At 42.4% G+C, this 14,942-nt stretch carries 12 protein-coding genes; 2 read left to right on the top strand and 10 right to left on the bottom strand.

Translation table 11 applies throughout. The features are described from left to right. Positions 1-66: 66 nt before the first annotated feature. Genes QZ565_RS03710 through QZ565_RS03690 form a run of 5 tightly spaced genes read right to left on the bottom strand, consistent with a single transcriptional unit; the run spans position 67 to position 4,475 of the window. Positions 67-471 (bottom strand): PTS sugar transporter subunit IIA, encoded by a 405-nt coding sequence (locus QZ565_RS03710; RefSeq protein WP_001129932.1) that lies wholly within the window; start codon positions 469-471, stop codon positions 67-69. Between the two features lie 3 nt (positions 472-474). Then, positions 475-1,296 carry a PTS system mannose/fructose/sorbose family transporter subunit IID gene (locus QZ565_RS03705; RefSeq protein WP_070479623.1) on the bottom strand — a complete coding sequence of 274 codons (822 nt, stop codon included), beginning with the start codon at positions 1,294-1,296 and terminating at the stop codon, positions 475-477. Continuing rightward, on the bottom strand, positions 1,283-2,188 hold the full coding sequence (locus QZ565_RS03700; RefSeq protein ID WP_000617009.1) for a PTS mannose/fructose/sorbose/N-acetylgalactosamine transporter subunit IIC: 906 nt from the start codon (positions 2,186-2,188) through the stop codon (positions 1,283-1,285). Before QZ565_RS03700 ends, QZ565_RS03705 begins: the two co-directional genes overlap by 14 nt. Positions 2,189-2,214: 26 nt before the next feature. Continuing rightward, a complete protein-coding gene (locus tag QZ565_RS03695; RefSeq protein WP_000156975.1) occupies positions 2,215-2,691 on the bottom strand; it encodes a PTS system mannose/fructose/N-acetylgalactosamine-transporter subunit IIB in 477 nt (158 codons plus the stop codon). Continuing rightward, positions 2,688-4,475, bottom strand: a complete 1,788-nt coding sequence (locus tag QZ565_RS03690; RefSeq protein WP_247935111.1) for a beta-galactosidase — start codon at positions 4,473-4,475, stop codon at positions 2,688-2,690. The genes QZ565_RS03695 and QZ565_RS03690 overlap by 4 nt, the downstream gene beginning before the upstream one ends. A gap of 318 nt (positions 4,476-4,793) precedes the next feature. Here QZ565_RS03690 and QZ565_RS03685 point away from each other — a divergent pair, with 318 nt between their 5' ends. Continuing rightward, positions 4,794-5,510: a GntR family transcriptional regulator gene (locus tag QZ565_RS03685; RefSeq protein WP_001007193.1), complete on the top strand. Its 717-nt coding sequence runs from the start codon at positions 4,794-4,796 to the stop codon at positions 5,508-5,510. A gap of 317 nt (positions 5,511-5,827) precedes the next feature. Beyond that, complete coding sequence (strH, locus tag QZ565_RS03680) at positions 5,828-9,997, top strand: LPXTG-anchored beta-N-acetylhexosaminidase StrH (RefSeq protein ID WP_295525773.1); 4,170 nt, start codon at positions 5,828-5,830, stop codon at positions 9,995-9,997. 55 nt (positions 9,998-10,052) lie between these two features. Here the strand turns inward: strH and purB are convergent, their stop codons facing one another. The 5 genes from purB to purD all read right to left on the bottom strand — a co-directional run bounded on the left by purB (position 10,053) and on the right by purD (position 14,680). Next, the gene (purB, locus tag QZ565_RS03675; protein WP_295525770.1) at positions 10,053-11,351 is read right to left on the bottom strand and encodes an adenylosuccinate lyase; all 1,299 of its coding nucleotides are present in this window, start codon (positions 11,349-11,351) and stop codon (positions 10,053-10,055) included. 70 nt (positions 11,352-11,421) lie between these two features. Then, a complete protein-coding gene (locus tag QZ565_RS03670; protein WP_295525767.1) occupies positions 11,422-11,649 on the bottom strand; it encodes a phosphoribosylaminoimidazole carboxylase in 228 nt (75 codons plus the stop codon). A 9-nt stretch (positions 11,650-11,658) separates the two neighbouring features. After that, on the bottom strand, positions 11,659-12,750 hold the full coding sequence (gene purK / locus QZ565_RS03665; protein ID WP_295525764.1) for a 5-(carboxyamino)imidazole ribonucleotide synthase: 1,092 nt from the start codon (positions 12,748-12,750) through the stop codon (positions 11,659-11,661). Then, positions 12,737-13,225, bottom strand: a complete 489-nt coding sequence (purE, locus tag QZ565_RS03660) for a 5-(carboxyamino)imidazole ribonucleotide mutase (protein ID WP_295525789.1) — start codon at positions 13,223-13,225, stop codon at positions 12,737-12,739. Before purE ends, purK begins: the two co-directional genes overlap by 14 nt. A 192-nt stretch (positions 13,226-13,417) precedes the next feature. Then, positions 13,418-14,680: a phosphoribosylamine--glycine ligase gene (gene purD, locus QZ565_RS03655; protein ID WP_295525761.1), complete on the bottom strand. Its 1,263-nt coding sequence runs from the start codon at positions 14,678-14,680 to the stop codon at positions 13,418-13,420. Between the last annotated feature and the right edge of the window lie 262 nt (positions 14,681-14,942).

Genomic DNA, 14,942 nt, shown 5'->3' with positions numbered 1-14,942 from the left:
CCGCAGGCTGTACTTGAGTCCGGCAAGGCGACGTTGACGTGGTTTGAATTTGATTTTCGAAGAGTATTATTCATCTTCGTCATCATCGAAGCCAGCTAATAGGTCATTAACTTTCACAATGCTTTCTGCAGCACGGCTCTTATAGTCCGCATCTGCACCTGTAAGGCTCGCATTGATAAATTCAATTACCATTGGAAGATTCATCCCTGCGTAAAGATCAATATCACGACCTTCCATGATCAAACGGCTTACCACGTTACATGGTGTTCCACCGAGAAGATCCGCAAAGACTAGGAAATCATCCAATCCTTCAATAGCTGCTTCAAATTTTGCAGTAAATTCTTCTGGACCATCTTCTGGAAGAAGAGCCACTGCATGAATATTGTCTTGTGGACCCATGATCATTTCAGTGCTACCTTTAAGCTCTTCACAGAAACGACCATGACTCACCAAAATTAATGATTTAGCCATAAATTATGCGCCCATTCCAAGCAAGAATTTACCGATGAATGAAAGACCTAATGCAAGAGCAATGATGATACCAATTGCTTTTGTAGAGTTCATACCTTTCTTACCAAGCAACCAGAAGATAAAGGCAGTAAAGATTGCTGGAAGCAAGCGTGGGAAGATTGAGTTCAAGATATCTTGGAAGTCAATCATCTTTTCACCGATTGGCAATTTATAAGAAACTTCAAAGTTGATCATTGTTGCTACAAGAGCACCCATCATGAAGACACCAAGTACAGATGCAGCGTCAATCAAAGCTGTCAAAGTACTTTGCATGTTGTTGATAAGGTTAACCCCTTCTTTGTAGGCAAATTCTAACTGTTTCCAACGGAAGATATCATAAACAAATGCAACTGCAATCCAAAGGAAGATTCCCCATGGTTGGCCAGCGATAGCCATAGTTGCTGCGATAGATCCCATAATAGCAGGTACAAGTGAACCAAAGATCGTATCTCCAAGAGGAGCGAATGGTCCCATCAAACCTGTCTTGATACCGTTAACGGCATCTTTTGAACCTACACCATCTTTTTCTTCCATGGCAAGGTCAAAACCAGCGATAATTGTGTGGAAGAATGGTGAAGTATTGAAGAATTGAGTATGAACTTTCATCATTTCTTTCAATTCAGGAGTGCCATCCCCATACATTTTACGCAACTGAGGCAGGATCATGTAAAGGTAACCAGAAGCTTGCATACGTTCGTAGTTCCAACCCAATTGGAAAGTAAACAAGCTACGTTTGTTGATTTGATTAAAATCTTCTTTTGTAAGTTTGTAATTAGAATTCGTCATCTTCGATTTCCCCACTTTCTGATGGTGTAGAAGGTGCTGCTACAGCTACTTTTTGGCTATTTTTGAAGTGAAGCACTGCTAGGAAGATACCTACGATAGAGATACCAATCATAGACAATCCTTTGAAGTTGTTCACGAAACCAATTTTTTCAGCAACATCTTTAGGTAGAGTACCGATAATACCTGCAACAGCGCCACCAAGACCTGTTACATATGAGTAAAGAACTGTCAACATAGCTGTCAAACCAAATCCCATAGCAAGGTAGTGAAGGTTACGTTTAACTGGAAGGTAACGAAGCAAGATTGCAAATCCAAGACCTGGAAGCATACGTCCTGCAAGTGTCAAGCCATCTGCAACCCATTTGTAGGCTTCAACGAAGTCTACCACTGATTGTACGAAGGCACCACCAAAAGCAAGGGCAAAGAAGACTGGAAGGGCACGAGATAGAGCCCAAGGAATCGCACCAAGCAAGTAGTTGCGTTCAATACCTTTATAGTCAAAGCGTTCGATTGCAGCATCCACACGGTGAGCGAAGAAAGTAGTTGTCATACGTCCAAGAACGTCGAAGTAAGTCAAGAGAGCTGCTACTGGCACAGCGATTGTTGTAATCGCCAGTGATGCATCAATTCCTTGTGAAACAGAGAAGGCTGTCGCAAGAACCGCACCAGAAGTTGCGTCGATACGAGAAGCACCACCGAAGGTACCAACCCCAAGAACGAACAGTTGCAAGTTACCACCGATAAGCAGACCAGTAGTCACATCTCCCATAATTAAACCAGTAATGAAACCAGCAAATACAGGGGAACCTGCAGATGAAACGATCGTCAACTCATCACAGATTTGATAAGCTGAGTACAAAGTGAGAAGTAAAATTTGCCACCATTGTATCATAACAATGACCTCCTAAAAATTTTTTCCTATTTTAATAAGCTCAAAAAGTCTGAAACTGGATCATTTGGAACCATTTGAGCAGTTAATTTAACACCTTTTTCTGCTAGTTTGCGGAAATCTTCCACATCCTTGTCTACTACGTTAATAGAACGTGTAATAGAACGAGTTTCTGGTGTTTGAGACATATTCCCAACATTAAGGGTTTCAAGTGGTACACCTGCTTCGACCAAACCAAGGAAGCGGTCTGGTTTACGAGCCACGATAAAGAGACGTTGGCTATCATATTTACCAGCAAGAATATTGGCTGCCGCTTTTTCAATTGGCAAAATACTCAATTTCACACCTGGTGGTGTCGCGAGTTTCAAACCACTCTTTTCAACGTCGTTGTTGACAACTTCGTCATCCACAACCATAATACGTGAAACATTTAGTTTTCCAGCCCATAGATTGGCTACTTGTCCGTGGATCAAACGTCCATCGATACGGCATCCTACAATTGTCATAAGTTTTCCCCCTTTATGTGTTTTAGTGTAGGTTTACGAGTTAAATGAATCTCTTCTTTATATTCACCTTCTGTTTCAAAGATAATGATGCGGTTAGCACCTTCCTTTAGATAGCTATGAGGAATATAAAGCGAGAGGGTTGGGCCGACGTTCCAAAAACGTCCTAGGTTCTGCCCATTGACAAAGGCAACTCCCTTACCAAACTCAGACAAGTCTAGGTAAGTATCTTTTGGCTCTTGGACTGTAAAGTCATAAGCGTAAAAGGCTGGTTGTCCTTCTGCCCATCCTTTTGAAAAATCAATTTTCTCAGGATTGTCTAGAGGAAGTGGATAGTGTTTCCAGTTTAGTAAGAAGTGCAAATCCTTACAAACCCCTGTCCGAATTCCCTTACGTTGCGTATCTGCTAAGAACTTGTGTCCATAGTTGACACGCCCCATATTTTCTACCAAGATATCCAATCTAGACAGCGCTTTCTTTTCACCTTGATAAAAAATATCTTCCCCAATCTCTGTCTGATATTGGGTTTCGACCCACTGACCATCGACATAAAGCTGAGCCCTATCTCGACCGTCAATGATACGAAGTCTTTCTTCTTCTGCATCCCAGTTTGTTTCTGTTCGGTAGAGTAGGTAGCCATAACTTTGTCCCAACTCCTCCATCTTTTTAGGATAGAGGCTTTCTACTGGACTTGACAAGCTATCCAAGGTTTCAAACAAGGAAACTTTTTCAACTAGTGGAATAGCATCCAACTCCATACTCTCTTTGTAGAGCGGTTCTAACTGCGGATACTCTGGGAAATGTGTTGCCATCATCTTCTTGACTGCCAGATATTTGGCAGTTGGATTTCCTTCTTCATCCAGAAGGGCATCGTAATCATAAGATGTAACTTGTGGTAGGTCCAAAGTTCCTCGAGCCGAGCAACCATTCATGAATCCGAAGTTTGTACCACCGTGGAACATGTAAAGGTTAATAGAGCCTTGCTCCAATACCTCTCGAACAGCTTCTGCCAATTCTTTCGGATCCCGTGTGATAATCGGTTCTTTCCAACGATTGAACCAGCCATCCCAGAACTCCATACACATGAGTGGCCATTTCTTACCATGCTCATCAAAGAATTCCTGCATCTGTGAAAAGTTATAAGGTGCCTTAGAACCAAAGTTCCCTGTCACAAAGAGGTCATCTTCGATTAAGGTTCCAGCTTTCAGAGTAGCTCGCCATGGACCATCTGATGTAAAGAGGGGACAGGTTACGCCACGCTCTTCCATCAACTGTCGAATGGCTCTTAGATAAGCCTTATCTTCTCCATAAGAACCATACTCATTTTCAACCTGCATCATGAGGATGTTGCCACCATTGTCCAACAAATGTGGAACCAACCGTGACAAGAGCTGGTCATAATAGCGACCGACAGCTTCAATATAAGCAGGATCTGAGGAACGAAGCCTCATATCTTTGGTTAAAAGCCAAGCTGGTAAACCACCGAATTCCCACTCCGCACAGATGAAGGGTGACGGACGAACAATCGCATAGAGACCTAAATCTTGTGCTGTCTGAAGAAATCGCTCCAAATCCAGAGCCCCTTCAAAGTGAAATTCACCCTCACGAGGCTCGTGTAAATTCCAAGCCACATAAGTCTCTACTGTATTAAAACCAAGAGCCTTCAAGTTATAGAGCGAATGATACCAATCTTCTGGAGGAACCCTAAAATAATGAATGGCGCCAGATAAAATCTTAAATGATTTTCCATCGAGATAAAAATCATCCCGTATCTCAAATCGTGTCATATTCTTACCTTCTGACAATTAAAGTTTACGCTTTCATTTGTTGATATAGTAAATATATCTCAATATCTTGCATTTGTCAATAGGTTTTCACGATTTTTTTCATTTTTCACTAAATTTTACACAAAAAACTTATAAAAATCTCGTAATCTATAGTCATAACAACATTTTAGCACCATGTATAAAAATGTAGATTTTTCTATTTATTCCTATGTAAATTAACCTTATAGCCTATTATTCTAATTTTTTATTCAAAAGGCTACTATTCTTTCCAGTTTTATGGTAAAATCTTTAACGGAGAAGGAAAATCGAGGTGAAAATATGGCAATTCCAAAGTATCAATATATTAAAGATGAGTTAAAGAACAAAATCATTTCTGGTCAATTTGCTAGTGGAGATAAATTCTACACTGAAGCTGAATTGATTGCAATGTATGATGTAAGTTCTATCACAGTTGTTCGTGCCTTAAACGACCTTGCCAAGGATGGCTATATTGTCCGCCAACAAGGAAAGGGTACATTCGTTTCACGCGCACGCAAACATAAACTCGTTGAGTTTTCAGATGTAGAAGTTTTTGAAACTAAAGATGATAAAGTTACCGTCCTTTCTATTGAGCGTGGAAACAAACTAAGCTACTTAGAAAAACTCGGACTACGCGGAGATCAGTTCTACTACAAGATTGAACGCGTACGCGAAACAGGTGGTGTTGTCTACATCTACCATACATCTTACATTCCAGAACAATACATCAACGCAAATTATCCAAATCTTGAATATTATAGCTCTATCTATAACCGTTTCAAATTGGATTACCACATTCACATGAATGATGAACATTTTGAAGAAATCAATGAAATAGCATTTCCAACTCCAGAACATGCGGCTTCGATCCTCGGAGTCGATGAACAATTCCCAACCGTTTTACAAACCAAGACTACTAAACTAGAGTCTACTGGTCAAGTTCTCGCATACAGCGAAACATATAAACGAGCGGATTACTACAAAATCAAATTCATTTCATGTGACCGTGATCACTAAGAAGAAAGCCTGAGCCTAAGCGCTTGGGCTTTTTCTATACTTATTATACCACACCAAAAAGGTAGCGCTTACCTATTTTTGGAAGATTCTATAATTTGTGGAATATTTTATAGAAATAGAACCAAAAAGATTCTACTAGATATATATATGTATCTTTTCCGACCAATCTGAAATCTTAAGTTTAAATTTTATATTTTTTTATACTTATTATAGTTTTTTGTCATCTCCTCTTGACTCTCGTTAATATAAGAAATAAAATAAAGGTGTTGATTTATGTAAACGCTATCAATATAACAATGCAATCAGGAGGTTTTGCAATGAAACATGAAAAACAACAGCGTTTTTCTATTCGTAAATACGCTGTAGGAGCAGCTTCTGTTCTAATTGGATTCGCCTTCCAAGCACAGACTGTTACAGCCGATGGAGTTACTCCTACTACTACAGAAAACCAACCGACCATCCATACGGTTTCTGATTCCCCTCAATCATCCGAAAATCGGACTGAGGAAACACCTAAAGCAGAGCTTCAACCAGAAGCTCCAAAAACTGTAGAAACAGAAATTCCAGCTGCTGATAAGGTAGCTAGTCTTCCAAAAACAGAAGAAAAACCACAAGAGGAAGTTAGTTCAACTCCTAGTGATAAAACAGAAGTGGTAACTCCAACTTCTGCTGAAAAAGAAACTGCTAATAAAAAGGCAGAAGAAGCTAGCCCTAAAAAGGAAGAAGCGAAAGAGGTTGATTCTAAAGAGTCAAATACAGACAAGACTGACAAGGATAAACCAGCTGAAAAAGATGCTAAAAAAGATGCAGCGAAAGCAGAGGCTGACAAACCGGCAACAGATGCAGGAAAGGAACGTGCTGCAACTGTAAATGAAAAACTAGCGAAAAAGAAAATTATTTCTATTGATGCTGGACGTAAATATTTCTCACCAGAACAACTCAAGGAAATTATCGATAAAGCGAAACATTATGGCTACACTGATTTACACCTATTAGTTGGAAATGATGGGCTCCGCTTCATGTTGGACGATATGAGCATCACAGCTAACGGCAAGACCTATGCCAGTGACGATGTCAAACGTGCCATTGAAAAAGGTACAAATGATTATTATAACGATCCAAACGGCAATCACTTAACAGAAAGTCAAATGACAGATCTGATTAACTATGCCAAAGATAAAGGTATCGGTCTCATTCCGACAGTAAATAGTCCTGGTCACATGGATGCTATTCTCAATGCCATGAAAGAATTGGGAATCCAAAACCCTAACTTTAACTATTTTGGGAAGGAATCAGCCCGTACTGTAGACCTTGACAACGAACAAGCGGTCGCTTTTACAAAAGCCCTTATCGATAAGTATGCTGCTTATTTCGCGAAAAAGACTGAAATCTTCAACATCGGACTTGATGAATATGCCAATGATGCAACAAACGCTAAAGGTTGGAGCGTTCTTCAAGCTGATAAATACTATCCAAACGAAGGCTACCCTGTAAAAGGATATGAAAAATTTATTGCCTACGCCAATGACCTAGCTCGTATTGTAAAATCGCACGGTCTCAAACCAATGGCCTTCAATGATGGCATCTACTATAATAGTGATACTAGCTTCGGAACTTTTGACAAAGATATCATCGTTTCAATGTGGACTGGTGGTTGGGGAGGTTACGACGTCGCTTCTTCTAAACTTCTAGTAGAAAAAGGTCACCAAATCCTAAACACTAACGATGCTTGGTACTATGTTCTTGGGCGAAATGCAGATGGCCAAGGTTGGTACAATCTCGATCAGGGGCTCAATGGTATTAAAAACACACCAATCACTTCTGTACCAAAAACAGAAGGAGCTGATATCCCAATCATCGGTGGTATGGTAGCTGCTTGGGCTGACACTCCATCTGCACGTTATTCACCATCACGCCTCTTCAAACTCATGCGTCAATTCGCAAATTCTAACGCTGAATACTTCGCAGCTGATTATGAGTCTGCAGAAAAAGCACTTAACGAGGTACCAAAAGACCTTAACCGTTATACTGCAGAAAGCATCGCAGCGGTTAACGAAGCGGCAAAAGCCATCCGTTCACTTGATAGCAACCTCAGCCGTGCCCAACAAGACACAATTGACCAAGCAATTGCAAAACTTCAAGAAGCAGTTAGCAATTTGACCTTCACACCTGAAGCTCAAAAAGAAGAAGATGCTAAACGTGAGGTTGAAAAACTTGCTAAAAACAAGGTAATCTCCATCGATGCTGGACGCAAATACTTTACTCTTGACCAACTCAAACGCATCGTAGATAAGGCCAGTGAGCTCGGATATTCTGATGTTCATCTCCTTCTAGGAAATGACGGACTTCGCTTCCTACTCGATGATATGACCATCACTGCCAACGGAAAAACCTATGCAAGTGATGATGTCAAAAATGCTATCATCCAAGGAACAAAAGCTTACTACGATGATCCAAACGGGACTGCACTTACACAGGCAGAAGTGACAGAACTAATTGAATACGCTAAATCTAAGGGCATCGGTCTCATACCAGCTATTAACAGTCCAGGTCACATGGATGCTATGCTGGTTGCCATGGAAAAATTGGGTATTAAAAATCCTCAAGCCCACTTTGACAAAGTCTCCAAAACAACTATGGACTTGAGAAACGAAGAAGCGATGAACTTTGTAAAAGCCCTCATCGGTAAATACATGGACTTCTTTGCAGGTAAAACAAAGATTTTCAACTTTGGTACTGACGAATACGCTAACGACGCGACTAGTGCCCAAGGCTGGTACTACCTCAAATGGTATCAACTCTATGGCAAGTTTGCCGAATATGCCAACACCCTCGCTGCCATGGCCAAAGAAAGAGGGCTTCAACCAATGGCCTTCAACGATGGCTTCTACTATGAGGACAAGGACGATGTTCAGTTTGACAAAGATGTCTTGATTTCTTACTGGTCTAAAGGATGGTGGGGCTATAACCTGGCATCACCTCAATACCTAGCAAGCAAGGGCTATAAGTTCTTGAATACCAACGGTGACTGGTACTACATTCTCGGTCAAAAACCAGAAGATGGTGGTGGTTTCCTCAAAAAAGCTATTGAGAATACTGGAAAAACACCATTCAATCAACTAGCTTCTACCAAATATCCTGAAGTAGACCTTCCAACAGTCGGAAGTATGCTTGCTATCTGGGCAGATAGACCAAGCGCTGAGTACAAGGAAGAGGAAATCTTTGAACTCATGACTGCCTTTGCAGACCACAACAAAGACTACTTCCGTGCTAATTATAATGCTCTCCGCGAAGAAATCGCAAAAATTCCTGAAAACTTAGAAGGATATAGTAAAAAAAGTCTTGAGGCCCTTGACGCAGCTAAAACAGCTCTAAATTACAACCTCAACCGTAATAAACAAGCTGAGCTTGACACACTTGTAGCCAAACTAAAAGCTGCTCGCTTAGGTCTCAAACCAGCTGCAACTCACTCAGGAAGCCTGGATGAAAATGAAGTGGCTGCCAATGTTGAAACCAGTCCAGAACTCATCACAAGAACTGAAGAAATTCCATTTGAAGTTATCAAAAAAGAAAATCCTAACCTCCCAGCTGGTCAGGAAAATATTATCACAGCAGGAGTCAAAGGTGAACGAACTCATTACATCTCTGTACTCACTGAAAATGGAAAAACAACAGAAACAGTCCTTGATAGCCAGGTAACCAAAGAAGCTGTGAACCAAGTGGTTGAAGTCGGCGCTCCTGTAACTCACAAGGGTGATGAAAGTGATCTTGCACCAACTACTGAGGTAAAACCTAAACTGGATATCCAAGAAGAAGAAATTCCATTTACCACTGTTACTCGTGAAAATCCACTCTTACTCAAAGGAAAAACGCAAGTCATTACTAAGGGTGTCAATGGACATCGTAGCAACTTCTACTCTGTGAGCACTGTTGATGGCAAGGAAGTGAAAACACTTGTAGATAGTCTTGTAACCAAAGAAGCAGTTACTCAAATTGTTGAAGTCGGAACTCTGGTAACACATGTAGGTGATGAACATGATCTTGCTCCAGTTGCAGAAACAAAACCTAGACTGGATATCCAAGAAGAAGAAATTCCATTTACCACAGTGACTCGTGAAAATCCACTCTTGCTAAAAGGAAAAACTCAAGTCATTACTAAAGGTGTCAACGGTCGTCGTACGAACTTCTACTCTGTGAACACTATTGATGGCAAGGAAGTGAAAACTCTTGTAAATAGTGTCGTAGCACAGGAAGCTGTTACTCAAATAGTCGAAGTCGGAACTATGGTGACACATGTAGGTGGTGAAAACGGACAAGCCGCTATTGCTGAAGAAAAACCAAAACTAGAAAGTCCAAACCAACCAACTAGAGCAAAAGCAGAAGAACAACTCCCTGAAACAGGAAGTCACGATTCTGCAGGACTAGTAGTCGCAGGACTCATGGCCTCACTAGCAGCCTATGGACTCACTAAAAGAAAAGAAGACTAAGTCTTTTTCGATAAAAAATAAACAGCGAGATTGAAGCTCGCTGTTTATTTTTTAATTAATCACCTAGTCCAAGACGGTCAAAGATATCATCCACTCGTTTAGTGTAATAAAGAGGGTTAAAGATCTCGTCGATTTCTTCTTGTGTGAGGCGTGATGTCACTTCTGGATCTGCCTCAAGAAGTGGTTTAAAGTCTACTTGGTTGTCCCAAGAGTAGGCTGTTTTTGGTTGTACCAAGTCATAGGCTTGCTCACGGGTCATTCCTTTTTCAATCAAGGTCAACATAGCGCGTTGGCTGAAAATCAAACCAAATGTAGAGTTCATGTTGCGGATCATGTTTTCTGGGAAGACAGTCAAGTTCTTAACGATGTTTCCAAAACGGTTGAGCATGTAGTCAATCAAAATAGTCGTATCTGGTGTGATGATACGCTCAGCTGATGAGTGGGAGATATCACGTTCATGCCAGAGAGCGACATTTTCATAGGCTGTAATCATATGACCACGGATAACACGCGCCAGACCAGTCATGTTCTCAGAACCGATAGGGTTGCGTTTGTGCGGCATTGCAGATGAACCTTTTTGCCCTTTAGCAAAGAATTCTTCCACTTCGCGTTGCTCAGATTTTTGCAGACCACGGATCTCAGTCGCCATACGTTCGATTGAAGTCGCGATGCTAGCAAGAACTGCAAAGTACTCAGCGTGAAGGTCACGAGGAAGGACCTGTGTAGAGATTTCTTGGGCACGAATACCCAGCTTATCGCAGACGTATTGCTCTACGAACGGTGGGATATTGGCAAAGTTCCCAACCGCACCAGAAATCTTACCAGCTTCCACACCAGCAGCCGCATGCTCGAAACGCTCGATGTTGCGCTTCATTTCGCTGTACCAAGTCGCAAGCTTGAGACCAAAAGTCGTCGGCTCAGCGTGCACACCGTGGGTACGACCCATCATGATGGTGAACTTGTGCTCCTTAGCCTTATCAGCGATGATGTTGGTGAAGTTCTCAAGGTCACGACGAATGATGTCGTTTGCCTGCTTGTAAAGGTAACCATAGGCAGTATCCACCACATCGGTAGAGGTCAAACCATAGTGGACCCACTTGCGCTCTTCACCCAGAGTCTCAGAAACCGCACGCGTGAAAGCCACCACATCGTGGCGAGTCTCCTGCTCAATTTCCAAAATACGGTCGATGTCAAAGTCCGCTTTCTCGCGAATCAAAGCCACATCTTCCTTAGGGATCTCCCCCAACTCAGCCCATGCCTCATCAGCCAAGATTTCCACCTCAAGCCAAGCACGGTATTTATTTTCTTCACTCCAAATGTTCGCCATCTCAGGGCGAGAGTAACGTTCAATCATGTTGTTAATTTTTCCTTTCTTTTTCTACTTCACAATGTGCAAACAAAGCATAGAACATTGATTAGCCAAATTATTCAAATTCTTCTTTCCCAATCCATACAGACGGGTAATGTTCCAATGAATTAAGGTCTGTATCCAGTGGCAAGTCATAAATTGCTAAATAATTTTCAGGGTATTGAGCAAGCAGCTCTTCATACTTAGCTTTCACTTTTTCGTGATTGCTACTAGCATACACGACTTCGACGGCTGCTCCAATCTTATCTTTTTCTACAAAAGCATTAACAATAATTTGTATCATAGGCTTGTCCTAAAAATCTATCCCTTCCCCAAACTCATCTACACTATCCGGCATATCACTAAACAAAGTCACATGTCCCATCTTACGGTTGTGCTTCGCTTCTATTTTACCATACATGTGGAGGTGGGCGCTTGGATTTTCTGCGACATATTTTTCAGCAACCTCGACGTGTTGGCCGAGCACGTTGAGCATGACAGCTGGAGCATATAATTTTATTTCTGGCAACGGTACTCCCAGAACGCCTAAGATATGAGTATCAAACTGAGAAAAGTCGCAGGCTTCTATAGAGTAGTGCCCTGAGTTGTGTGGACGTGGGGCGATTTCATTGGCGATGATGTCATCAGCTGTCGCAAACATTTCCACGCAAAGAGTTCCAGACAGATTAAGCTGTTCTGCGATTTGCACAGCCATAGTTTTAGCTTTGTCAGCTAGACTATCAGAAATACGAGCTGGCACAATGGTTTTTGAAAGAATGTTGTTGCGGTGTATATTTTCCTGAACTGGGAAGACTGTCACATCCTTGCCATTTCCTGATACGATGACAGAAATTTCAAGATCAAAGTTGACAAATTCTTCCAAGACACAGTCTGCTGAGTCTGCTAGCACATAGGCTTCTGCCAAGTCTGCTTCTGAACGAATAACCTTTTGTCCATGCCCATCGTAGCCACCCGTCGCCGTCTTGAGGACATAGTTTTTCGATAGGTCAATATCTGCCAAGTCTTGGCTAGAAGTCACGACCTTGTAGGGTGCCACAGTGACTTGTGCCTTATTTGAGAGAAAGTCCTTTTCAAAAATACGATTTTGAGAAATGCGGAGCAGGTCTGTCCCTTGTGGGAGTTGTCCATCCTTGATAACAACATCCAAACCGTCAGCATCGACATTTTCAAACTCATAGGTCAGGACATCGCATCGCTCAGCCAGCTGACGAAGAGCTTCCACATCGTTATAAGAAGCCACGATGATTTCCGCCACGCGAGAGGCTGGGCAATCCGCCGCAGGATCCAGCGCGATAACCTTGTGGCCCATGTAGATAGCAGAAATGGCCATCATCTGACCAAGTTGCCCACCACCGATGATTCCGATTGTTTTAGATGAGCTCATTTGTAGACTCCTCTGCGATTTTTCCTTGCTCCTCTGCGAAATCAGCCAAAGCTGTCGCGATAGCCTGATCCTCTACTGAGAGGAGACGGAGGGCGAAGAGAGCCGCATTGGTCGCACCCGCGTCCCCGATAGCCATGGTTGCCACAGGCACACCGCCCGGCATCTGAACGATAGAGTAGAGCGAGTCCACGCCACTAAGGGCACGTGATTTGACTGGTACACCAATGACTGGAAGAGTAGTTTTAGCTGCTACCATACCTGGCAAATGGGCTGCGCCTCCAGCGCCTGCGATGATAACCTTAATACCACGGCTACGGGCTTCTTCTGCATGCTTGAACATAATGTCTGGCGTACGGTGAGCAGATACAACTTTCTTTTCGTAGGCTACACCGAAGCGATCGAGGACTTTGGCGGTTTTTTGCATGGTTGCCCAGTCGGATTTTGAGCCCATGATGATGGAAATAATTGGTTTAATCATATTTTTCTTTTTCTTTCTTTTTTCGATCACCTTAGATTGTGAGGGACGGCAGCAAACCTTCGGTTTCATTCCTAAACTTTGAGCCTAGGGTCTCAAAGTTTTCCCCGACCGGAACATTCACTGTTCCGGTCTTTTCACCACGGTGACCATTATCGTATTTGGCGACTTTGTCGCGTTATTCTTATATCTTTACTTAATTGCCTTGCTTCCTATATCAGTTCGGTAGAAGAGGCCTTCTGTGTTTTGTTGGGCGAGTTCTTGGTAGATAGTGTCTTGGGCTTCTTTGACAGTGGCTGCTGTGGTGACGAGCATATAAACACGTCCGCCGTTGGATAGCAGTGCTCTGCTATTTTCCGAAAACTTAGCCCCTGCATAGTAGGTGATGATATCTCCCTCGGTTTTTGCTGGCAATTCAACACCTTTTTCATAGTCTAGCGGGTAGCCGTTTGACGCGACAACCACGCCCAGAGTCACACCCTTATCCGTCCAAGTGATGTTTGGCTCCTTGCCATCGAGGATATCCGTAATATTTTGTGCAAAGTCAGATGTTAAACGAGGCAAGATGATTTGCGTTTCAGGATCTCCAAATCGAGCATTGAATTCGATGACTTTAGGACCATCTGCTGTCAGGATAAGCCCTGCATAAAGGATACCCAGATAAGGACGACCTTCTTTGATCATACCTTCAAGAACCGGCTTGACAATAGTATCAACCGCTGTGTCAATCACGCTCTGTGGCAAATGTGGAAGTGGCGCATAGGCACCCATACCACCTGTATTAGGTCCCTTATCGCCATCATAGGCACGTTTGTGGTCTTGCGCTGTCGGCATGATGTAGAACTTATCGCCATTGACAAAGGCAAAAAGAGAGAACTCTTCTCCGTCAAGGAATTCTTCGATGACCACACGCGCACCTGAGTCACCAAATTTATTGTCCAAAAGCATCTCATGAGCGGCTTCGACCGCTTGCTCAACCGTCTCCGCAACGACGACACCCTTCCCAAGCGCCAAGCCATCCGCCTTGACTACGATAGGCGCACCATGCTTTTCGATATAGGCCTTGGCTTCCTCAAAGTCTGAGAATGTGCCATAGGTTGCCGTCGGAACGCCGTATTTGACCATGATTTCCTTGGCAAAATCCTTGGACCACTCCAGCTCAGCTGCCAATCTTGTCGGACCAAAGGCTTTGAGACCAGCTGCATGGAAATCATCCACGATCCCAGCCGCAAGGGCGTCATCTGGACCAATGAAGGACCATGCGATATCGTTGGCCTTTGCAAACTCAATCAATTTAGAATGTTCGGAAATAGAGATATTTACCAATTCCAGACCATCCAGAGTCATCCCGTCATTCCCAGGAGCTACAAAGACTTTTTCAACGTCTTTTGACTCAAGCAACTTCTTAGCAATGGCATGCTCACGACCACCCGAACCGACAACTAACAGCTTCATTTTTCAACCTCTTTTGCGAATCATTTACTAATATTATACCATAAACGTTCGTTTTAATCCATTTATTTTTATTTGATGTATAAGTCTAAAAAAATATACCTTATTCAATTTGTGAACTATTTAAGAATCTCTTGACTGAATATATATTCTACTATTCCAGTAAAATAATAGTTGCTAATTACAACAATAATTGTTATTCTAATACTCAATGAAAATCAAAGAGCAAACTAGGAAGCTAGCAGCAGGCTGTACTTGAGAGGTA

Source organism: uncultured Streptococcus sp. (assembly GCF_915066115.1).
Taxonomy (GTDB): Bacteria; Bacillota; Bacilli; order Lactobacillales; family Streptococcaceae; genus Streptococcus.
This window is presented reverse-complemented; position numbering and strand designations above follow the sequence as displayed.